Raw genomic sequence first — 20031 nt, 5'->3', positions numbered from 1 at the left:
GTAGACATCATGTTCAGGAATACTGCGCGCTGCCTGGACGCAATCTTCGTGATTGCGGGCGCGCTGCTCGCCCACTGGATGCGCTTTTCGACGCCGATCGCGCTCACCGACACGCAACGCCTGCTGATCGCGTTCAATTGTGTGCTCGTGCTGCTGCTTTTCCCGGGCTTCGGCGTGTACGAAACCTGGCGCGGCAAATCGCTGCCGGCGATGCTCGCCCGCGTGGCGGCGGCGTGGCTGGTGGTGGTCGCCGCGGGCCTCATACTCGTCTTTACGCTGCACCGGATGGATGCCGTCTCGCGCCTCTGGTTCGGCTACTCGACCTTGATCTCCGGCGCGCTGATCATCGCCACCAAGTGCATCGTGCATCTGTGCCTGCGCACCGCACGGCGACGCGGCCTGAATCACCGGACCGTGGCGCTGGTCGGCGCCCCGGGCTTTGCACGCATGCTGCTCGCGCATCTCGAGCAGGCGCCGCAGGCAGGCTTTACGCCTGTCTGCGTATTCGATACCGGCGCCGAAGCCCCGGGCTCCGCCCGTGTACGTATGGGCCACCTACCTGTGTTGACCCATCTCGACACCTTCGTGGCCACCGTGCGCAGCGAGCACATCGACGAAGTATGGCTCGCGCTGCCGCTGTCGGAAGAACATACGATCTATCGCTTCACGCGCGCTTTTCGCGACGACTTCGTGAATCTGCGCTTCATTCCCGATGTGCGGAGCCTGTCGCTCTTCAACCATGCGATGGTCGATGTCGTCGGGCTGCCGACCATCAGCCTCAGCGCCACGCCGGTTTCGCCACCGCAGATGTGGCCGAAGCTGATTTTCGACCGCCTGTTCGCACTCGCCGCGCTGATCGTGCTGGCGCCGTTGTTCATCGTGCTCGGCATCGCGGTCAAGCTCAGCTCGCCGGGTCCCGTGTTCTTTACCCAGATGCGCAAAGGCGCCGACGGCCGGCCGTTCCCGATCTACAAATTTCGCTCCATGACCGTGCACCGCGAAGCGCAAGGCCAGCTCACGCAGGCCTGCAAGGGCGATGCGCGCATTACGAAGCTGGGCGCGTTCCTGCGGCGCACGAGCCTCGACGAGTTGCCGCAATTCTTCAACGTCCTGCTCGGGCAGATGTCGGTGGTCGGGCCACGGCCGCACGCGCTCGAACACGACGATCTCTACAAGGATCTGGTGTACGGCTACATGTCGCGCTACCGGGTCAAGCCCGGCATCACCGGTTGGGCTCAGGTCAACGGTTATCGCGGCGCGACAACCAAAGTCGAGAAGATGGAAACACGCGTGAAATTCGACCTGTTCTATCTGCAGAACTGGTCGTTCTGGTTCGACATGAGGATCGTGCTGGCCACGGTCTTCAAAGGTTTTGTCGGCCGCAATGCTTATTGAACAGGCCTCTTGGGAAACGCTCGTGAAAGTGTCCGTGATCGTGCCGACCTACAGACGCACCATCGATCTGGCGCGTTGCCTTGCGGCGCTCGACGCCCAGCAGCGGCACGCCGACGAGGTTGTCGTGATTGCGCGCCACGACGATCACGTCACACTCGACTGGCTGCGCCAGCTCGATGCCGCGCGCCCCGACGCGCGCCGGCGCGTGGCGCTGACGCATGTGCCTGGCGTCGTCGCTGCCTACAACCTCGGCATCGAAACGGCGACGGGCGAGATCGTCTGTTTTACCGATGACGACGCGGCGCCGCACGCGGACTGGGTCCGGCGTATCGCGCTCGCGTTCGAAGCCGACCGCGCGCTCGGCGGCATCGGCGGACGCGACATCGTGCACGAGCGCGGCGCCATCCTGCAGGGCGAGCAAACCGCCGTAGGACTGGTGCGCTGGTACGGCCGCGCCATCGGCAATCACCATATCGGACATGGCGCGCCGCGCGAGGTCCAGGTGCTCAAGGGCGTGAACATGGCGTTTCGCCGCGAAGCGATCGGCACCTTGCGATTCGATTCGCGATTGCGGGGCAGCGGTGCTCAGGTGCACTGCGAAATGGCGTTCAGTCTCCACATCGAGCGCCGCGGCTGGCCCCTGATTTACGACCCATCGCTGCTGGTCGAGCACTATCCGGCGCAGCGCGGTGACGAAGACCAACGACACACATTTAACGACGCGGCGTTTTACAACGCGTCATTCAACCTCCGGCTCATCATGTGCGAGTACCTGTCGCCTGTCGGCAGATGGGCGTTCGTCGCTTATTCGACGTTGATCGGCAATCGCGCGGATCCGGGGCTTGCCCGCGCCTTGTCGTTGGCGTTCGGCAGCGATGGCGTTGCACTGGCACTTCGCAAATGGTGGGTAGGGCTGCGCGCACTGCGCGGGGCCTGGCAGGAGGCGGGGCGCTGAAGGCAATTGGCGTGTTCGATCACGCGAGGGACCACTAACATGAACGTCAAAACTATCGCCGTGGGGATTGCGGCTACATCGCTATGCGCGTGCTCTCTCGCGCCAGGACCTTATCTGGACTCGAAGCGGCTGCAGCCGCCCGCCCCACCCCAGGAGACCGCGCCAGCGTATCCGGTGCAAATGATCGACGTCGGTTATTTCCGCAAGGTACGCGCCGCCGCCGTTCCAGCGGTGTGTCCGTTGGTGTGTCTGACGCGGCAGGCGCGTAAGGAATATCACTATAAGGTCGGCATCAACGATCAGCTCACGGTGATCGTCTGGGATCATCCCGAACTGACCGGTGGAATGTCCAGCGGGACAAGCCAGGTGCCCCCGATTCCGGCCCTCGGCAACAACAGCGAGGCGCCTTCGGGCGGCGCCTCGCAGCAAGCCCAGGGTGGCACGCCGCTGGCAGCAGGCGCAGGCTCCGAAGGTGGCCTGACGGTGCGCGTGGCCAACGACGGGACCATTTACTTCCCGCGCGTCGGCCGGGTGACGGTGCTCGGACAAACTGCGGAACAGATCCAGCAGGAACTCACCGTGCGGCTCGCGAAGACGATCCGCAACCCGCAGCTCGACGTCCGCGTAGCCGGCTTCAACAGTCAGTCCGTTCAGGTGACCGGCAATGTCCGCAACCCGGCCCTGGAGTCGATCACCGAAGCGCCGCTGTCCGTGCTCGATGCGATCAACCGGGCGGGCGGCGCGCTTCCCGACGCCGATCTGCAGGACGTCGGCGTGACCCGCAACGGCAAGCGCAACCGGGTGGACGTGGCCGCGCTGCTCGAGACGGGCGACCCGCAGCAGAACGTGCTGCTCGAAGACGGCGACATTATCGACGTGCCCGACCGCTCGAACAGCCGCGTCTTCGTGCTCGGCGAAGTCGCGAGACCGACCTCGCTGCCGATGAACCGCGGCAAGCTCACGCTGGCCGACGCGTTGACCGGCGCCGGCAGCCTCGACATCGCCACGGGCGACCCGCACTTCGTTTACGTGATCCGCGGCGCGGACAAGACGCTGACTCCCGACGTGTATCAACTGGACATGACGCAGGTCGACGCGCTGATGCTGATGACCAAATTCGAATTGCAGCCCAAAGACGTCGTGTATGTCCAGGTTGCGAGTACCGCACGCTTTAACCGCGCGCTGGCACAGATCACACCGACGCTGCAAACCCTGTTCTATACGTGGCAACTCTCCAAATAAGCACGCGCCATGCACGGAGTCAAAAAATGAGTACCTATGACATGCTGGAACACTCCCCTGCGCCGGGCAGCGAAGACGAAGCCGTGATGCGGGACATGGTGCGCCTGATCCTCGATCAGATCTGGTGGGTAATCGGCATCGCAGGCGCGGTGATCCTCGCGTCGGTCGTCTATACGAAGATCAGCACGCCGATCTATTCCGCCGACGCGTTGATCCAGGTCGAATCGACCCCGCCGGGCGGCAACTCGAACTCGCAGGCGCTGGCTTCGCTCGTGCCGTCGGCGGGCGCCATGCACACCGACGCTGAAATCGAGATCATCAAGAGCCGGGCGGTGGTCGAACCGGTGGTCGAGCAATTCAAGCTGAATTTCGCTGCCTGGCCGAAGACGATGCCGGTCCTCGGCAAGCTCTCGGCGTTCTTTGCCCATCCGGGCCGTCCGCTGGGCGCCGCATTCGGCCTCGATTCCTACGCATGGGGCGGCGAACAGTTCGCACTCGATTCGATCAGCGTACCCGCCTCCCTGGAAGGCAGGCAATTGACCCTGTACGCACTCGGCAACCAGCGCTACGAGCTGCGCGATCCGTTTGGCCAGTTATTGCTGACAGGCGTCGCCGGCGTACAGGCCAGCGGCAGCGGCATTACGATGCGGGTGAGCACCCTGATCGCCCGTCCCGGCACCGAGTTCTATGTGCTGCGCCTCAACCAGCTCGACGCGGTAGCCGGACTCGCATCCGGTCTGCAGGTCGCCGAGAAAGGACGTGAAACCGGTGTGGTCCAGCTTTCGTACATGGGCACCGATCCGCACGCGATCACCGCGATCACCAATGCCGTGGCGGCGTCGTATCTGAAACAGCGTACCGAGCGCGCTCAGGAAGAAGCGAGCCGGATGCTGTCGTTCCTCAACAGCGAGCTGCCGCGCCTGCGTGCCGAAGTGCTTCGCTCCGAAACCGCGCTGTCGGCCTATCAGGCGAAAGTGGGCTCTTTCCAGCCGACCCAGGAATCCGGCATCTATCTCTCGGGCGGCCTCGAGTACGAGAAGCAGATCGCCGCACTGCGCATTGCGCGGGCGCAACTGCTGCAACGCTTTACCGCCGACAGTCCCGAAATTCAAACCGTCGACGCGCAACTCGCCGCGCTGTCGCGCGAAAAGGAGAACTTCGAGGGCCGTTTCAAAACCCTGCCGGGCTCGGAACGGGAAGCCATGTCGCTCCAGCGCGATGCCAAGGTTGCGGAAGAGATTTACGTGGCATTGCTGAACAAGACCCAGGAGCTGTCGATTTCACGCGCCGGCACCATCAGCAACGTGCACATTGTCGACGAGGCGCTGCTGCCCTCGGCGCCGGTGCGGCCCAAATCGGCGCTGATCATCTCGGCGGGCATCGTGCTCGGGGTTATCGCCGGCATCCTGTTCGCGTTCTGCCGGCGCACCTTCTTTACCGGCATCGACGATCCGGAGTTTATCGAGCGGCGCTTCCAGTTACCCATCTTCAGCTCGATTCCCTTCAGCCTGGAACAGTCGCGCGCCGACCGGCTGATCAGCGCCAACCGGAACGCGCTGCCGGACGCGGCCGCAGGACGTGCTGGCCTGCTGCCGCTGCCCAGCGCGCTCGCCCGCCTCGTACGTCCGCGCGTGACGTATGCCGCCCCGCCCCCGCCGGTCCGCCACCCGTCAGGAACGCAGACGATCGTGCCATCCGGAAAAGCACCGTTGCGCACCCTGCTGACGAAGACCCACCCGTTCGACACCTCCGTCGAAGGACTGCGGGGCTTGCGCGCGACCCTGCAATTCGGCCTGATCGACGCACCGAACCGCGTCGTTGCCTTTACGAGCCCGGCGCCGTCGGACGGCAAAAGCTTCCTGTGCGCGAACCTGGCCGCCCTGATCGCGGAATCGGGCAAGCGTGTGCTGCTGATCGACGCGGATCTGCGCCGCGGACGCCTGGCTCAATACCTGGGCCGCTCGCCCGAAGGCGGACTTACCGAACTGTTGACCGGTCAGGTCGACCTCGCCGTCGCCGCCCGCTCGACCGGTGTGGCAGGCTTGCATTTCATCGCCGCGGGCGCCTATCCGCCGAACCCGTCGGAGATACTCACATCGTCACGCTTTAGCGAAGTCCTGCAGCGTTTCCAGGAACAGTTCGATCTGGTGATCGTCGATAGCCCCCCGCTGCTCGCGGTGGCCGACGCGGCCATCATTGCCAATGCCGCTGGATCGACGGTGCTGGTGATGCGGGCGGGCGCGCATACCGAAGGCGCGATCAAGGAGTCGCTCAAGAAGCTGCGCCGCGCACGGGCGCGGGTGATCGGCGGCGTGCTGAATGCGGTGCCGTTGAAGAGCGGCGGCCGCTACGGCACCTATGACTACGCGTACGCTTACACGTACACGGCGGGCGGAGAGTTCAAAGACAGGACTCCCCACTAGCGAAGCCGACGAGCCAGCGAAAATGCCGCGCCAGGACACCCTGGCGCGGCATTTTTTTTACTGGCTTTTTTTACCGGCGTGTAGCGGCAACGGCAGCGTCCGTGTGCAACGACGCTACAGAAATACGCTCACATCGGCGTGAAAGCGGGCGGCGAGGGCCTTCGCGACATTCTTGCTGATCGCGCGACGCCCGGCCAGAATATCGCTCACCACAGTCGGCGATGCGATGTCGGCCAGATCCTTTTGCTTGAGACCGTGCGTCTCCAGCAGATGGCGCAGCACTTCCCGAGGTTCCGCCTTGGGAAGACACACGTGCCGGGCTTCCCAGGCCTCGACCAGATCCCTGACAATTCCGCACAGATCAGCAAGTGGACTCTCGTCACCGTTCAGGAGCAATGACAGTTCCTTCGCCAGTTCCACCATGCTCTGATAGTCGTTCTCATTGCGAATCGGCTTGATGGAAATCTGGTGCTGCAACATAGCCCAGGTTTCAGCGAGGGCGGGGAATTTTCCCGAAAGGCGATCGGCGTTCATGTCTTTCTATTCGTCCTTGTTCAAGTGCCGCATTGCACGTGCGTCATCTCCTTCCTCACGTGACGCGGCTGTCTGTTTTCTCTGCTTGTGGATGCCATACCATTCGCCAACTGCCGACTCTCATCTCAGCTTGCGAATTTCACGTCATGGGCCGCCTGATCGACGCTCAGCGATGCTCAGCGGCCCCAGATATTTCCCTGCGCCGTGTCTCCCGGCCAGGCAAGATCTTCCGCCACGCGCTCGATACGCCGCGACGAGGCCGCGGCGGCAACCGTTCGGGTGACTTCGATCATGAATGCGTGGCGGAAGGTTGCGGCCGAAAATCGCTCGGCATTCGCCCGGCACGCCGTCGGCGTGATCAGAAAGCGCTGCCGCTCGAAACGCTCCACCGCGTCCTGCACGGCCGCCACCGATTGCTGCGAAAAATGCACGCCGGTGGGCCGCGACTCGCCGATCGGCACCACCGTTTCGAGCGCTCCGCCTTTACCGTACGCGATGACCGGTGTCCCGCACGCCTGCGCTTCGAGCACGACAATGCCGAAATCCTCTTCGGCCGCGAACACGAACGCCCGCGCTCTTTGCATGTAGTCTTTGAGGATTGCGAATGGTTGATATCCGAGCACCGTCACGTTGGGCCCGGCTTTCGTGCGGATCGCCGCCATTTCCGGACCGTCGCCGATCACGACCAGCTTGCGGTGCGGCGTCGCGGTGAAGGCGTCAACGATCAGATCAATCCGTTTGTAAGGCACGAGCCTCGAAGCAGTCAGATAGAAGTCGTCCTTCTGTGTGCACACATCGAATTTGTGAACATCGACAGGCGGCGGAATGACCGCCGCGTCACGCCGGTACGTTTTCATCATCCGGCGCGCGACAAACTGCGAATTGGCGATCAGCCGGTCGACCCCATTCGCGGAACGCGAATCCCAGCCGCGCAAATAGTGCAACAAGACGCGTGCTGCCCACGAACGCGGCCCGCTCGTGAGCTTCGCCTCACGCAGATATTGATGCTGCAGGTCCCACGCGTAGCGCATCGGCGAATGCACATAGCTGACATGCGTCTGATCGGGGCCGACCAGGACGCCTTTGGCGACTGCGTATGAACTCGTGATGATCAGATCGTAGGTGGACAGATCGAGTTGCTCGATGGCAAGCGGCATCAGCGGCAGATAGGCGCGATAGCGGCTGCGGGCGAACGGCAGGCGCTGAATGAACGAGGTCGTCACCGGCTTGTTGCAAACCGGCGCACGGTCCTCGAGAAAATCGACGAGACTGAACAGATCGGCGTCGGGAAAGCACTGAATGATTTGCTCAAGCACTTTTTCCGCCCCACCCGGTGCGACCAGCCAGTCGTGCACGATCGCCACTTTCATGATATCGCCACCTGTAGAACGGCCCATGGCCATCGAAACCAGTGTAAGTGGAGCATCACTCGCCGTGCGTGCGCGCGACCACACTGGCGGCGCGACAGTCCACGAATAATGAGTGCACGCCGCGCGCCGGTTCATGTTGTCCGGTGCAGCCCACTGACTTCGCTCTCCTACGCGCATGACGATGAACTCAACCGAACTCACCCGTCCGTTTTCGCTCACCCGGTCAGAGCCGGCCGAATCCGCAGAAGCGGAAGCCGGCGTTGCGCCTACCGTGCTCTTCGTCGACCAGAGCGGCCAGCTCGGAGGCGCCGAATTTTCCTTGCTGCCGCTGGCGGCGACGTGCCGCGCCCGGGGCGAGGTGGTGTTGCTTTCCGATGGCCCCTTTCGCACACGGCTCGAGGCCGCCGGCGTGCAGGTCAAGGTGATCAGCAATGCGCATGTGTCGGACATCGACCGGCAGGCAGTCGGGCTGAACTGGTTGCGCGCGCTACCTGGCGTGATCCGTTCGATGCGTGCAATCGCCGTGCAGGCGCGCCGTTTCGACGTCCTGTTCCTCAACACGCAAAAGGCGCTGGTGCTCGGCGCACTCGGCAAGCCGCTGCACCGCAGGCCCGTGATCTGGCATCTGCACGACATCCTGACGCGCGATCACTTCGGCAGCGTCCAGCTCGGCATCGTCAAATGGCTCGTGCGGCATGCGGTCGATCAGGTCGTGGCGAATTCGCGCGCAACCGCAGACTCTCTGATTGCGCTGACCGGGATGCGCTCCGCCGAGATCCCCGTCGTCCACAACGGCATCGATGCCGGCGAATTCAGCAAGGTCAACGCGGACGACATGGCGGGCTTGCGACGCAGCCTCGGCCTGCCGGAACATGCGTGGCTGGCCGGACTGTTCGGGCGCCTCGCTCCATGGAAGGGCCAGCATATCGCGCTCGCCGCGGTAGCGCGGCTACCGGACGTCCACCTCGTGCTGGTCGGTGCTGATCTGTTCGGCGAACACGCCTATGCACAAGGTCTGCGGCATCTCGTGCAGCAGCTCGGTATCGCCGATCGGGTTCACTTCGCGGGCTTTCGCGACGACATGCCGACATGGATGAAGGCGATGGACGTGATCCTGCACACGTCGACGGAACCCGAGCCGTTCGGCCGGGTGATCATCGAGGGCATGGCCGCCGCGCGGCCCGTGATCGCGGCGGCTGCCGGCGGCGTCACGGAAATCCTCCGGCATCGCAAGAACGGCTGGCTGGTCAAGCCGGGGGACATAACGGCGTTCGTCGACGCGATCGAAACGCTGCGCGCCGCGCCCGAACTGGCCAGACGCATTGCCGATCAAGCCTTCGTCGACGCGCAGCGCGACTTCTCTCTCGACGGCTATCTGTCCCAGATGGTGAGTGCAATCGCCCGCACGAAAGCATCCTGATTCCGCTGTTGCGCAAAAACAGGCGGCGGTTGCTGTACAGGCCGCCGGGGCCATCGTGCATCGTGCGCGAACGTACAGTGCTGCGGCAGCGCAAGTAATAGAGTCAGACTGGACCATTGCCCCGGGTGACACGCAGACTCACGTCGCGTCGCTCATCCGGTTCGGCAACACATAGAACAGAATATGACCTGAAGAGACACACGCCATGGCGCTCGACCAACAAAACACGCCGCATCCATTTTCCAGAGCGAAATCCACCGTACTCATTTTCTTCCTGAGCTTCTTCGTACTGGTGTCTAGCGGTCGCATGAGTAGTCCGGCAGCCGGCCAGCAACTTTCCGCGACGACCATGCTTGTTACGCAACATGCGTTGGGAAGCGCAAGCGCGCCGGATAAATATGATTGGGTGCGCTCGCCACAGGGCCGTTACTACGAATCGCACGACATCGGCGCAATCCTTCTGATGTTACCGGGCGCATGGCTTGGAGCGCAGCTCGATCATGCGGGCGCGGCGGCCCAGTTTCTCAATCCGCCGTTCGTTTCCAGACTCGCGGTCTCGCTCACGTATGCGCTGATGAGCGCAATCGGTTGTCTGTTTATGTTTCTGCTCTTTAGCGAGTTCTATTCGGACAAGCAGGCCTTCCTGATTACGTTCGCATTCGCCGCCGGAAGTCTTTACTTGCCCTACGCAAAGGGTGCATGGGACGAGGCGCCCTGTGCGGCGGCGATGTGCGCGTTCCTCTATTTCGCGCACGGATTGCTGCGGCCGGGCGCAGGAACCCGGGCCTTCGTGGCCGCCGGTTGCGCGCTGGCGATCGTCTGTCTGTTTCACTATTCGATCACACCGGCACTCCTTGTCGCGCTGGTGTTTCTCGCCTGGCGCACGCGCGGCTCTTTGCGCCTGTATTTGATACTGGCCGCCGTGTTCGCCTTCTGCGCGGGACCAACGTGGATGTACAACGCCTGGCGCACCGGCTCGCCTTTTCACGCCTCTACCGGGGCTTTCTACGACCTGAGTGGCGGCATCCTGCATGGATTGACCGGCCTTCTGATTGGCGCGAATCGCGGCTTGCTTGTCTTTTCCCCGATTGTCATCGCGTGCCTGTTTTTGCCGTGGACGTGGCGCCGCCTTCGGAAGTCTCAGCGCGTCATGATCGAGTCGATGCTGCTCGGCATGCTGCTCTATACATTCACGATCGCCAGGATGAATCGTTGGGATGAGTTCGGATGGGGCTCGCCGTATCTGGTGCCATGCCTGCCAATCGTATTCCTGATCGTTGGGCCCTGTCTGGTTGAGATCGGCAGCCGGTCGCGCCTTGCGGCTGCAGCCATCGTCATTGCTGCGATTGGTTTCAATGTGGCGCCGGCGATGATCGACTGGCAGTCGATCGTGGCAGCGTATCCCAGTGCGGAACTCGAGGATGCAAGCGTGCCCTATGCAATTGAAGGCGTCTGGGCCGGCTTCATTCATGGACTGCGCGGCGAGCCGCTTACCTTCGGCCGCGCCGATGCACAGGTTGCGCAGACGGACGAACGGGGACGTTTTCCAGATTTGTGGACGGTGCAACTGATGGAGCGTTCGCCTACAGGGCACGTGGCCGGATGGACCATCGTGGCGATGCTGATCCTCGGCATGGGGCTGGCGTGGGGCCGAATCTTTGCGGCACGGCGCCAGCGCGATGGTCTAACGGATGCCGCGCTTCGCGCCCTGATGCAGGACATCCCCAACCCGAGGCAGGTGGCGCGCGAACGCGGCTCGATCGAATCGCGATAGCCAGTCCAGCGGCAGCGCGGCAGCCAGGCGAGCCGCGCGATGCCGTCAAATGCGCTAACGCTTAGCGCGGCGCATATTGAATCGTCTCAACGCCGGTATCCGTGCCGAGCAGGCACAGGTTCGCGCCGCGCTGTGCGAACAGGCCCACGGTCACGACACCCGGCCACGCGTTGATCTGGGCCTCGAGCCCCAGCGGATCGGCGATCTTCAGACCTTTGATATCGATGATCTCATTGCCGTTGTCGGTGATGAACGGCGCACCGTCCTTCGTCACCCGCACGACCGGCACCCCACCCAACGCTGTCACGCGCCGGCCGATCGCCGTGCGCGCCATCGGCACCACCTCGAGCGGCAGCGGAAACTGGCCGAGCACGTCGACCCGCTTGGTTGCATCGGCGATGCAGACGAACACGTCCGATACCGACGCCACAATCTTCTCGCGCGTCAGCGCCCCGCCGCCGCCCTTGATCATCGCGCCGCTGTGGTCGATCTCGTCGGCGCCGTCCACATATACCGGCAACGACTCGATTTCATTCAGATCGAGCACCTTGAAGCCGTGCGACTGCAGGCGCGCGGTCGTGGCGAGCGAGCTGGACACCGCGCCGCGATAGCGATGCTTCGTCGCAGCCAGCGCGTCGATGAAACAGTTGGCGGTCGAGCCCGTGCCGACGCCGATCACGGCGCCTTCGGGTACGTTCGCGTTCACGTAGTCGGCGGCGGCCTGGCCGACCAGTTGCTTGAGTTCGTCTTGAGTCATGGAAATTGCAGGGAGGCGGAAAAGCTCAAGTTTACCGGAGTCGCGTGCACCTCCGGGAATTATCCGGCCACTCGATCGGCAAGACCGCAACAGGCGGGCCTCGAAGCGGATGGTCACGCAGCCAGTGGCGCGGCGCAGCGGCGGGCCAGAACCCTGACACCGCACTGCGTGTGCGCTAGCCAACTTTCCACGACGCCGTCCGGGAGCACCATGCAGAAAACTTCCGCTTGTCGGCCCGCTGTATTTGCCCGCTCGGTCCAGGCAATCGTCCGGCAATCGAGACGCCTATCGGCAAGACGCCAATCAATGAATCGACGACTGAGGGTGCATCGCCGCCGGCGCTCGCAGCACTCAGCAAGCAGATCCTGGCAACACCCGCGGCAAGCGCAAACCGGTCCCGGCGAAAACGAACTGTGGCATTCAGATTACGGTGAACCCGATGGCGAATACGCTCGTACTCAAACAGCAGTCCCGCTTCAGCATCGATTCAGTATGGCTCGTTGCCCTGGTTTGGCTCCTGTTCGTCGCGGCGGTCAACCCCATCGGCAACTTCCCGCTCAACGACGACTGGTCGTACGCGATCGCAGTCCAGCGCCTGCTCGAAACGGGCCAGTTCCATCCGACCGGCTGGACGTCGATGACGTTGCTCGCGCATGTGCTATGGGGCGCGCTCTTCTGTCTGCCATTCGGTTTTTCGTTTACTGCTCTACGGGTGGCAACGCTTGTCGCCGCTGCGCTCGGCATGGTGGCATTTGCCCGGCTCCTTCAGCTAACCGGCTGCGACTCGCGCAAATCCACGCTGGCGACGGCAGCCCTGGCCTTCAATCCGCTGTACTTGAGCCAGGCAAATACCTTCATGACGGACATCACGTTCGCCGCGTCCGCCCTGTTCGCCGTCTTTCTGTTTTGCCGCTACCTGCAAACCCAGCGCATCGGCTACTTTGCCGCCGCACTTGCACTCGTACTGGTCAGCCTGATGATCCGGCAACTGGCGTTGTTCCTGCCGCTTGCAATGACCGCCACGCTATTCATTGACCGGCGGCGCCAACGGCATCTGACGCCGCTGCTGGTGTCTGCAGGTTCAGTGCTCGCCTGCGTGGCAATTCTCGTCGCCTTCGAAGCGTGGCTCACGATGCGAGGCGTACTTCCCGCAGCCTTTCACGAGAAATCGCATAGCCTGTTCCAGACCTTGGTCCATCCGCGCGAATGGCTGATGGTTGTGCCTCGCAACTCGTTCAACGCGATCATCTATCTGGGCTGGTTTTTGTTTCCGGTCTTGTTCGTGCGGCTTCCCGCGTTGTATCGCAGCCATATGCGCAGCAAGGCGGGGCGCATTGTCCTGATCGGCGGCGGGCTCGTCGCCGTAGCGAGCATTGCGGCGCTATTTCTCACCCATCACTCGATGCCGCTTGGCTGGAACATCATCCAGCGGCGCGGCCTGGGTCCAGTCGAGATGCGCGACGCAGTCTTGCTGCCGGCGTCCGCGACGCCCAAATTGCCGCTCGTCTTCTGGCAAATCGTCACCGTGCTCAGCGTGATCGGCGGCACGTTATTGCTGCTCGATCTCGCCGGAATCGCCAGGCGCCTTATCCGCCGCGAAGCCGCACCCTGGGACAACTCGGAGACGCTAGTCAAGGTGTTTTTGCTGGTTGGCACGCTTGTCTATATGGGACCGCTGATCATCGGCGGCTTTTACGACCGTTACCTGCTCGTGCCGATCGCACTGCTGCTGGCGCTTTTCCCGCTCGATTTGCAACACATGGAACGGGGCGCTGCACCCAATCGGCGCAGCGGGCGCGCAGTCTGGACGATTGCATGGCTCGCGCTCGTTCTGACAAGCGGATTCGCAATCAGCAGTACCCACGATTACCTGAGCTGGAATCGCGCCCGCTGGCAGCTCGTCGACAGATTGTTTGCGCAGGGCGTAAAACCTGAATCGATCGACGGCGGTCTTGAAGTCAACGGACTCTATCTCTACGACCCTGCGTACGTCACGAAGCCCGGCAAGAGCTGGTACTGGGTCAAGGACGATCGATATGTCCTGTCGTTTGTCCCGCTACCGGGCTATCACACGATCGATCACGCCGATGTGGGCGGCTGGTGGCCCATCTATCGAACGGATGTGCTCGCCTTGCAGCGCAATAGCGCCCCGTAGCGAATGACCGGCAACGGGGCGTCGTTACGCGCAACGGCTCCGGCAGACTACTTTTTCACCGAGCGTTGCCGCACTGCCTCGAACAGGCACACGCCGCTCGCCACCGAGACGTTCAGGCTTTCCACGCTGCCGGCCATCGGAATCTGCATCACTTCATCGCAGGTATCGCGCGTGAGACGGCGCATGCCCTCGCCTTCCGCGCCCATCACCAGTGCGACCGCACCGTCGAGCTTGGTGTCGTACAGGCTCGTGGTGGCCTCGCCTGCCGTGCCCACCACCCACACGCCGGCGTCCTTCAACTCCCGCAGGGCGCGCGCGAGATTCGTCACGGTGATGTACGGCACCGTATCGGCCGCGCCGCTTGCCACTTTCGCGGCCGTGGCATTCAGACCGACCGCGCGATCGCGCGGCGCAATCACGGCATGTGCGCCGGCCGCATCCGCGACCCGCAGACACGCGCCAAGGTTGTGCGGATCGGTCACGCCGTCGAGCACCAGAATCAGCGGCGAACCGTTGATGCCGTCCAGCAGTTCCGCGAGATTCTGCGCGAGCGGCAAATCCCCTGCGCGCGCCACCACGCCCTGATGACGCTCCGTGTGCGCGAGGCCCCACAGACGCGTTTCGTCCGCTGCGATCAGGCGCACGCCCGCTTCCTTGGCCGCATGCAGGAACTCCGTCATGCGACGATCTTTGCGCGTCGCATCGTAGTAAACCTCTTCGACCGTCGACGCATCGTGACGCAGACGAGCGGTCACTGCGTGGAAACCGTATAGAACCTTGAGACGTGACATGACTGGACAACCTTTGATTGAGCGCTCCGCGATACGAATGCGCTACTGGGATAAAGACAAACCAAAATGCAGACCGCGCTCAACCGGCACATGAACCTGTACCGGTTGAGCGCGGCGAACCCGCTGCAGCGAGCCTGCTATAGACGACTTGCGGGCGAGCTCAGCGCTTCTTGCGCGCCTGTGACTTCGCAGACGAAGCGGACTTGGCCGAGGCGCCGTGCTTCCTGGCCGCGGCGCGTGCCGCCCGCGCTTCCTTGACGGCGAGCGTCGGTGCAGGCGCCGCCTTCTTGCGGCGCGCCCCGGCGTCCGCTTCTGCTGGCGCCAGCGAGCGCACCCGCGCACCGCTCACCTCGGCGGCAGTCTTGTCGGCGAGCGGCGCACGCGTGCCCGGCGACTTGATCGGCGTATCGCGCACCAGACGGAAGTCGATCTTACGTGCGTCCAGATCGACGCGGCTGACCTGCACGCGCACCCGGTCTGAGAGACGATAGCGAATGCCCGTGCGTTCGCCGCGCAGTTCGTTCTTGATCTCGTCGTACTGGAAGTAATCGGAGCCGAGCTCGGTGACGTGCACGAGACCTTCGATGAAGAGCGCATCGAGCTGCACGAAAATACCGAACGAGGTCACGCCGCTCACCATGCCGCCGTACTCTTCGCCGAGCTTGTCGCGCATGAAGTAGCACTTGAGCCAGGCTTCGACGTCGCGCGAGGCTTCGTCCGCACGGCGCTCGTTGGCCGAACAGTGCAGGCCGAGTTCTTCCCAGATCGCCGTGTTCGAACGGTTGCGGCTGCGCTTTTCGTCGTCGGCCTGCTGCATCGCGCGGGCGCGCGGCGACAGCGCCGTGTTGAGCTCGACGCCATGCGGCGCTTCCGGGTTGTACTTGCGGCCTTGCAGGATCGCGTAGATCGCGCGGTGCGTCAGCAGGTCGGGATAGCGGCGAATCGGACTCGTAAAGTGCGCGTACGCCTCATACGCGAGGCCGAAGTGACCGATGTTGTCCGGGCTGTAGACAGCCTGTTGCATCGAGCGCAGCAACATGGTCTGCAGCATCTGCGCGTCGGGCCGGTCGCGAATGTGCGCCATCAACGCCGCGTAGTCGCTCGCGTGCGGCGAGTCGCCGCCACCGAGCGTGAGGCCCATGCCGCGCAAGAAGGTGCGCAGGTTCTCGAGCTTTTCGGCGGTCGGTCCGGCGTGCACACGGTACAGACCCGCGTGCTTGTTGCGCTTCATGAAGTCGGCTGCGCAGACGTTGGCCGCCAGCATGCACTCTTCGATCAGCTTGTGCGCGTCGTTGCGGGTGCGCGGGATAATCTGCTCGATCTTGCCCTGCGCATTGCAGACGATGTAGGTCTCGGTGGTGTCGAAGTCGATCGCGCCGCGTTTTTGCCGGGCCGCGAACAGCGACTTGTACACGCCATACAGATTCTGCAGTTGCGGCAGCAAGGCTGCGCGGCGGGTGGCTTCCGGGCCCTTGGTGTTTTTCAGCACCGCGGCGACTTCGGTATAGGTCAGACGCGCCGCCGAGTGCATCACGCCCGGATAGAACTGGTACGCCTTGATTTCGCCGCGCGCCGTGATCACCATGTCGCACACCAGTACGCAACGGTCGACGTGCGGGTTCAGCGAGCACAGGCCGTTCGAAAGCTTCTCCGGCAGCATCGGAATCACGCGGCGCGGGAAATAGACCGAGGTGCTGCGCTCGATCGCATCGACGTCGAGGCCGCTCTTCGGATGCACATAGTGCGAAACGTCGGCAATCGCCACGATCAGGCGGAAGCCCTCGCCCTTGCCGACGGCGACCGGCTCGCAGTACACCGCATCGTCGAAGTCGCGGGCGTCTTCGCCGTCGATGGTGACCAGCGGCACGTCGCGCAGATCGACGCGATGGCGAATATCCGCGGGACGCACTTCATCCGGCAGCCTGGCGGCGTCGTCGAGCGCGGCCTGGCTGAACTCGTGCGGCACGCCGTACTTGCGCACGGCGATTTCGATTTCCATGCCCGGATCGTCGATATCGCCCAGCACTTCCACCACGCGGCCAAGCGGCTGCGAATGGCGGCTCGGGAAATCCGTCAGCTCGACCACCACCACCTGGCCGACCTTGGCCTTCTTGGTGTTCTGCGTGATCAGAATGTCGTGGCCAATGCGCTTGTCTTCGGGAGCGACGATCAGCGCGCCGTTCTCGTTGAGCAGGCGGCCGATGACACGCTTGTTGGCGCGATCCGTGACTTCGACGATATGGCCTTCGGGCCGGCCGCGCCGGTCGTAGCCGACGATCCGCGCGAGCACGCGGTCGTTGTGCATGACTTTCTGCATCTCGCCGGTGGGCAGGAACAGATCGTCCTGGCCGTCGTCGCGCACGAGAAAACCGTAGCCGTCACGGTGGCCCTGAACCCGGCCGCCGACGAAATTGGAGGGATGCGTAAGCTGGTAGAGATTGCGCTGATCGAGCCGGATCTGGCCGTCGCGCTCCATGGCCGCGAGACGCTTGAAAAACCCCTCGCGCTCCTGGCGCTTGATCGACAATGCTTCGGCGATGTCGTTCGCAGCAAGCGGTGCTTCACTCGTGCGGAGCACGCCGAGGATTTCCTCGCGGCTCGGAATCGGGTACGGATATTTGCTCAAGGGCTTGTCGATGATTTTTTCTCGTTGCATGGACGTCGGTCGGCGTTATGACGCGGCTCTGTTGCACCTGCGATTGACTGCTCGGGTCTGGCTCGTTCAAGGCTGAGTCCGACGGGCTTGTGCACCGTGCCAACGAACTACTGCGAGGCATTCTAACACCCGTATTGCGCGCCAAGCGGCGCGTCAATACTCGCTCGTGGGCGCAATCCGCCCTCGTCCGGCGGGTTTCTCAAAATGCTTGACAGGCCCGAATCTGTCGCTATAATGGCGGTCTCTGTTCTACAGACACCTGCCCAGGTGGCGAAATTGGTAGACGCACTAGGTTCAGGTCCTAGCGGTGGCAACACTGTGGAGGTTCGAGTCCTCTCTTGGGCACCAGATTCAAAAGCAAAGCCGCTTCCGAGCGGCTTTGCTTTTTGTGTGAGGCCCTGCTGTTCGTTTGAACTTGCTTCGAGTGAAAACCGCGGGGTATCGGCAGGACGGGTAGTCGGTATCGAACGCGCTTCGATACGTGAAGATCCGAACGGTTGAATGAAGCGAATGTTGAAACCCCATTGACACGCTGAATCTTCCCGTTAAAATGGCTGTCTAGTTTGAAAACGTGCCCAGGTGGCGGAATTGGTAGACGCACTAGGTTCAGGTCCTAGCGGTGGCAACACCGTGGAGGTTCGAGTCCTCTCCTGGGCACCATTAACGGATCCAAGCTGATCCATGAAGTTCCAGAAGCACCCCGAAGAAGCCCGCCACTGCGGGCTTTTTTGTTTTCTGACGTCCACCGCCCCCCCTAGCCGGCCTCTTTCTCTTCGTCGCGCACACCGGAGTGAAGAGTTGGCACTTCCGTTACAGCTTCGCCGGGAAGCAACAGCGCATCTCGTTCAGCACATATCCTGCGATATCCCTCCAACGCGCTCGCGAACTGACGGGGTTAGCTCGGACTCAGATTACAAGCGGTGTCGACCCATCGATACGACGGTCTCATGGAAAAGAGGACCGGATCGGTGACGATACGTTTCGCTCCGCAACGGAACTTTGGTTCACTGGAAAGAGGGACGCCGGTCGAGCTGGTTCGAGCCAATTTCCAGGATCGCAGAGGTAGGCGCCGAGAAATAAGATGCAGCGCTCATTGTCGCGTCGGTCTGAGCGCGTCATCCCGGAATATCGACTGCTGTCATCCCGTTGACCAGTGATCCCGACACCAGAATCGAGTGCCCGCCAAACATCTCACCGTCATCGTGCCAAAGCTCGAATTTTCCCTCCGGATAAGCAGTTATAGATCGGAGACCCATTCGGCCGATGAAGTCCTCACGAGAAACTGGCAATTCCCGCTCACCGAGCCAGTTGCTGTTCTTATTTTCCAGCAATTTGTCTGCAGCATAGTCACTTGCTTTGGCTGCCCAGCGCGCCACGTCCGCTAATAATCCCTTCGCAGTTCGCAGCGAATCCGACACGTCACCGTTTTCGTCAACGATGGCTGCGATATCTACCTGCCGACCAAGCCAATCGGTTTTTCCCGTGAACCACCCTGTCGATCTGTTCAGCGATAACGTGCCCAGCACAGAATCTTTAATTTCCACCGGCTTCCTGTATTCAGACAGGATCGCTTCAAGCTCCTCGTCGCCCGGACGCTCAAGCAACGCTATCAAGAGCGCTCGTGCATCACCGAAGGGACTTTGTTCGCAAAGCTTGCCCCGAAAAGCAATAACAGATTCCGCCTGGATAGCCGCTCGCCAATCCTTCAATTCGGCGTCCGTGACCTGCCTGGTTACTGACAACGGGGTTCGCTGAACAGGGGTATCCGGTAGCCGCCAGGCAATCAGTCTCACGTACAGTGACCAACAAGTTTCTGGTGGTATTTTGCCGCCACCTGGCCCACTGGTACCGACGACGCCGTAGATCGTGGTAGCAGGCAGCCTTTCAAATGCAAGAAGCAACTCTTTCCGCTTCCCGGCAGCGATGTCGAATTGGTTAGATGCCATGCTCTCTCCACACGGACGGCTAGCAGGCCGGCGGTCGTTAGACTTAGGTGAATCAGCCCCCTTACTCCAGCCCCTCCGGCACCCCTGTTCCGCCACGCATCTTGCTGATCCTCCAGCGATCCATATTTACGTGCTCGAATTTGAACTCGTAATTCAAAGTCGAGTCCACGATGAGCAGGAACACGCCACGTTCCTTTCCGAGCGCAGCCATCAATTCGCGTCCTTCCCTGGTGGCTGAATGGAAGAAATCCTTGTGCTGCAACACATCGAATATTTCTGCCCCGGAAGCATGCACGTATGAGGCTTTCGCTTCGACAACACCCTCGCGCAGTGAGACTCTCATATACGCATTCCGCCAATCAGGTTCAACCTCTTTCACAAGCTTCACCAGCGCTTTTACGAGGCCGACAGCAAATGGAGTCGCAGCATCCGAAATCATGAATGTTTTCCTTCAGGCAGGTATGGCAGACATTGGGACCCGGTGTTGACAAGGGACGTTTGCAGGCCAGGACATCATACTTTCGTTGTGGATGTTTTACGGAGCCCGTCGAATGAACGTGTCTGCAGTTACCCGACTTCCGCCGCGGTTACCCGCGCCCGCCCACTCCACGAA

General features: G+C 62.4%; 14 protein-coding genes, 2 tRNA genes and 1 pseudogene. 10 read left to right on the top strand and 7 right to left on the bottom strand.

The features are described from left to right. Positions 1-9: 9 nt before the first annotated feature. From AC1ECK_RS30505 to AC1ECK_RS30490, 4 genes are read left to right on the top strand one after another with little or no spacing between them, the layout of a single operon-like run. The gene (locus AC1ECK_RS30505; protein ID WP_480325939.1) at positions 10-1395 is read left to right on the top strand and encodes an undecaprenyl-phosphate glucose phosphotransferase; all 1386 of its coding nucleotides are present in this window, start codon (positions 10-12) and stop codon (positions 1393-1395) included. Continuing rightward, the gene (locus AC1ECK_RS30500) at positions 1385-2350 is read left to right on the top strand and encodes a glycosyltransferase family 2 protein (protein ID WP_480325937.1); all 966 of its coding nucleotides are present in this window, start codon (positions 1385-1387) and stop codon (positions 2348-2350) included. Before AC1ECK_RS30505 ends, AC1ECK_RS30500 begins: the two co-directional genes overlap by 11 nt. A gap of 39 nt (positions 2351-2389) precedes the next feature. Continuing rightward, a complete protein-coding gene (locus AC1ECK_RS30495; protein WP_480325935.1) occupies positions 2390-3592 on the top strand; it encodes a polysaccharide biosynthesis/export family protein in 1203 nt (400 codons plus the stop codon). A 26-nt stretch (positions 3593-3618) separates the two neighbouring features. Continuing rightward, complete coding sequence (locus AC1ECK_RS30490; RefSeq protein WP_480325933.1) at positions 3619-6015, top strand: polysaccharide biosynthesis tyrosine autokinase; 2397 nt, start codon at positions 3619-3621, stop codon at positions 6013-6015. Between the two features lie 114 nt (positions 6016-6129). Here the strand turns inward: AC1ECK_RS30490 and AC1ECK_RS30485 are convergent, their stop codons facing one another. Further along, a complete protein-coding gene (locus AC1ECK_RS30485; protein WP_480325931.1) occupies positions 6130-6549 on the bottom strand; it encodes a helix-turn-helix domain-containing protein in 420 nt (139 codons plus the stop codon). A gap of 176 nt (positions 6550-6725) precedes the next feature. After that, on the bottom strand, positions 6726-7919 hold the full coding sequence (locus tag AC1ECK_RS30480) for a glycosyltransferase family 4 protein (protein ID WP_480325929.1): 1194 nt from the start codon (positions 7917-7919) through the stop codon (positions 6726-6728). Positions 7920-8100: 181 nt separating this feature from the next. Here AC1ECK_RS30480 and AC1ECK_RS30475 point away from each other — a divergent pair, with 181 nt between their 5' ends. Together AC1ECK_RS30475 and AC1ECK_RS30470 are read left to right on the top strand one after the other, a co-directional pair. Further along, positions 8101-9339, top strand: a complete 1239-nt coding sequence (locus AC1ECK_RS30475) for a glycosyltransferase family 4 protein (protein ID WP_480325927.1) — start codon at positions 8101-8103, stop codon at positions 9337-9339. 205 nt (positions 9340-9544) lie between these two features. Continuing rightward, positions 9545-11113 (top strand): ArnT family glycosyltransferase, encoded by a 1569-nt coding sequence (locus AC1ECK_RS30470; protein WP_480325925.1) that lies wholly within the window; start codon positions 9545-9547, stop codon positions 11111-11113. A 61-nt stretch (positions 11114-11174) separates the two neighbouring features. Here AC1ECK_RS30470 and rpiA read toward each other — a convergent pair whose 3' ends face one another. After that, positions 11175-11870, bottom strand: a complete 696-nt coding sequence (gene rpiA, locus AC1ECK_RS30465; RefSeq protein ID WP_480325923.1) for a ribose-5-phosphate isomerase RpiA — start codon at positions 11868-11870, stop codon at positions 11175-11177. 439 nt (positions 11871-12309) lie between these two features. Here rpiA and AC1ECK_RS30460 point away from each other — a divergent pair, with 439 nt between their 5' ends. After that, positions 12310-14025: an ArnT family glycosyltransferase gene (locus tag AC1ECK_RS30460; RefSeq protein ID WP_480325921.1), complete on the top strand. Its 1716-nt coding sequence runs from the start codon at positions 12310-12312 to the stop codon at positions 14023-14025. A 47-nt stretch (positions 14026-14072) separates the two neighbouring features. Here AC1ECK_RS30460 and rlmB read toward each other — a convergent pair whose 3' ends face one another. Continuing rightward, positions 14073-14816 carry a 23S rRNA (guanosine(2251)-2'-O)-methyltransferase RlmB gene (gene rlmB / locus AC1ECK_RS30455; RefSeq protein WP_480325919.1) on the bottom strand — a complete coding sequence of 248 codons (744 nt, stop codon included), beginning with the start codon at positions 14814-14816 and terminating at the stop codon, positions 14073-14075. Between the two features lie 160 nt (positions 14817-14976). Then, positions 14977-17472, bottom strand: coding sequence for a ribonuclease R (rnr, locus tag AC1ECK_RS30450; protein ID WP_480325917.1), 2496 nt, complete (start codon positions 17470-17472; stop codon positions 14977-14979). A gap of 261 nt (positions 17473-17733) precedes the next feature. Here rnr and AC1ECK_RS30445 point away from each other — a divergent pair. From AC1ECK_RS30445 to AC1ECK_RS30435, 3 genes and pseudogenes are all read left to right on the top strand, one after another. Then, positions 17734-17820 (top strand) — tRNA-Leu (locus tag AC1ECK_RS30445). A 225-nt stretch (positions 17821-18045) separates the two neighbouring features. After that, positions 18046-18132 (top strand) — tRNA-Leu (locus AC1ECK_RS30440). 112 nt (positions 18133-18244) lie between these two features. Further along, a pseudogene (locus AC1ECK_RS30435) lies at positions 18245-18538 on the top strand (Arm DNA-binding domain-containing protein); the annotation flags it as partial. 49 nt (positions 18539-18587) lie between these two features. On the opposite strand, the gene AC1ECK_RS30430 reads toward AC1ECK_RS30435, so the two are convergent. Both AC1ECK_RS30430 and AC1ECK_RS30425 read right to left on the bottom strand, forming a co-directional pair. After that, a complete protein-coding gene (locus AC1ECK_RS30430) occupies positions 18588-19418 on the bottom strand; it encodes a DUF2262 domain-containing protein (RefSeq protein WP_480325915.1) in 831 nt (276 codons plus the stop codon). A gap of 61 nt (positions 19419-19479) precedes the next feature. Next, complete coding sequence (locus tag AC1ECK_RS30425; protein ID WP_480325913.1) at positions 19480-19857, bottom strand: hypothetical protein; 378 nt, start codon at positions 19855-19857, stop codon at positions 19480-19482. Positions 19858-20031 lie beyond the last annotated feature (174 nt).

Source organism: Paraburkholderia sp. SSBN10T, assembly GCF_056619545.1.
The sequence above is the reverse complement of the archived record's forward strand: the minus strand, read 5'-3'. Positions and strand labels throughout refer to the sequence as shown.

What these genes read in the sequence shown, in the direction of transcription:
- AC1ECK_RS30505 (WP_480325939.1), top strand. Translation starts at nt 10, where the DNA reads ATGTTCAGGAATACTGCGCGCTGCCTGGACGCAATCTTCGTGATTGCG.
- AC1ECK_RS30500 (WP_480325937.1), top strand. Translation starts at nt 1,385, where the DNA reads ATGCTTATTGAACAGGCCTCTTGGGAAACGCTCGTGAAAGTGTCCGTG.
- AC1ECK_RS30495 (WP_480325935.1), top strand. Translation starts at nt 2,390, where the DNA reads ATGAACGTCAAAACTATCGCCGTGGGGATTGCGGCTACATCGCTATGC.
- AC1ECK_RS30490 (WP_480325933.1), top strand. Translation starts at nt 3,619, where the DNA reads ATGAGTACCTATGACATGCTGGAACACTCCCCTGCGCCGGGCAGCGAA.
- AC1ECK_RS30485 (WP_480325931.1), bottom strand. Translation starts at nt 6,549, where the DNA reads ATGAACGCCGATCGCCTTTCGGGAAAATTCCCCGCCCTCGCTGAAACC.
- AC1ECK_RS30480 (WP_480325929.1), bottom strand. Translation starts at nt 7,919, where the DNA reads ATGAAAGTGGCGATCGTGCACGACTGGCTGGTCGCACCGGGTGGGGCG.
- AC1ECK_RS30475 (WP_480325927.1), top strand. Translation starts at nt 8,101, where the DNA reads ATGAACTCAACCGAACTCACCCGTCCGTTTTCGCTCACCCGGTCAGAG.
- AC1ECK_RS30470 (WP_480325925.1), top strand. Translation starts at nt 9,545, where the DNA reads ATGGCGCTCGACCAACAAAACACGCCGCATCCATTTTCCAGAGCGAAA.
- rpiA (WP_480325923.1), bottom strand. Translation starts at nt 11,870, where the DNA reads ATGACTCAAGACGAACTCAAGCAACTGGTCGGCCAGGCCGCCGCCGAC.
- AC1ECK_RS30460 (WP_480325921.1), top strand. Translation starts at nt 12,310, where the DNA reads ATGGCGAATACGCTCGTACTCAAACAGCAGTCCCGCTTCAGCATCGAT.
- rlmB (WP_480325919.1), bottom strand. Translation starts at nt 14,816, where the DNA reads ATGTCACGTCTCAAGGTTCTATACGGTTTCCACGCAGTGACCGCTCGT.
- rnr (WP_480325917.1), bottom strand. Translation starts at nt 17,472, where the DNA reads ATGCAACGAGAAAAAATCATCGACAAGCCCTTGAGCAAATATCCGTAC.
- AC1ECK_RS30430 (WP_480325915.1), bottom strand. Translation starts at nt 19,418, where the DNA reads ATGGCATCTAACCAATTCGACATCGCTGCCGGGAAGCGGAAAGAGTTG.
- AC1ECK_RS30425 (WP_480325913.1), bottom strand. Translation starts at nt 19,857, where the DNA reads ATGATTTCGGATGCTGCGACTCCATTTGCTGTCGGCCTCGTAAAAGCG.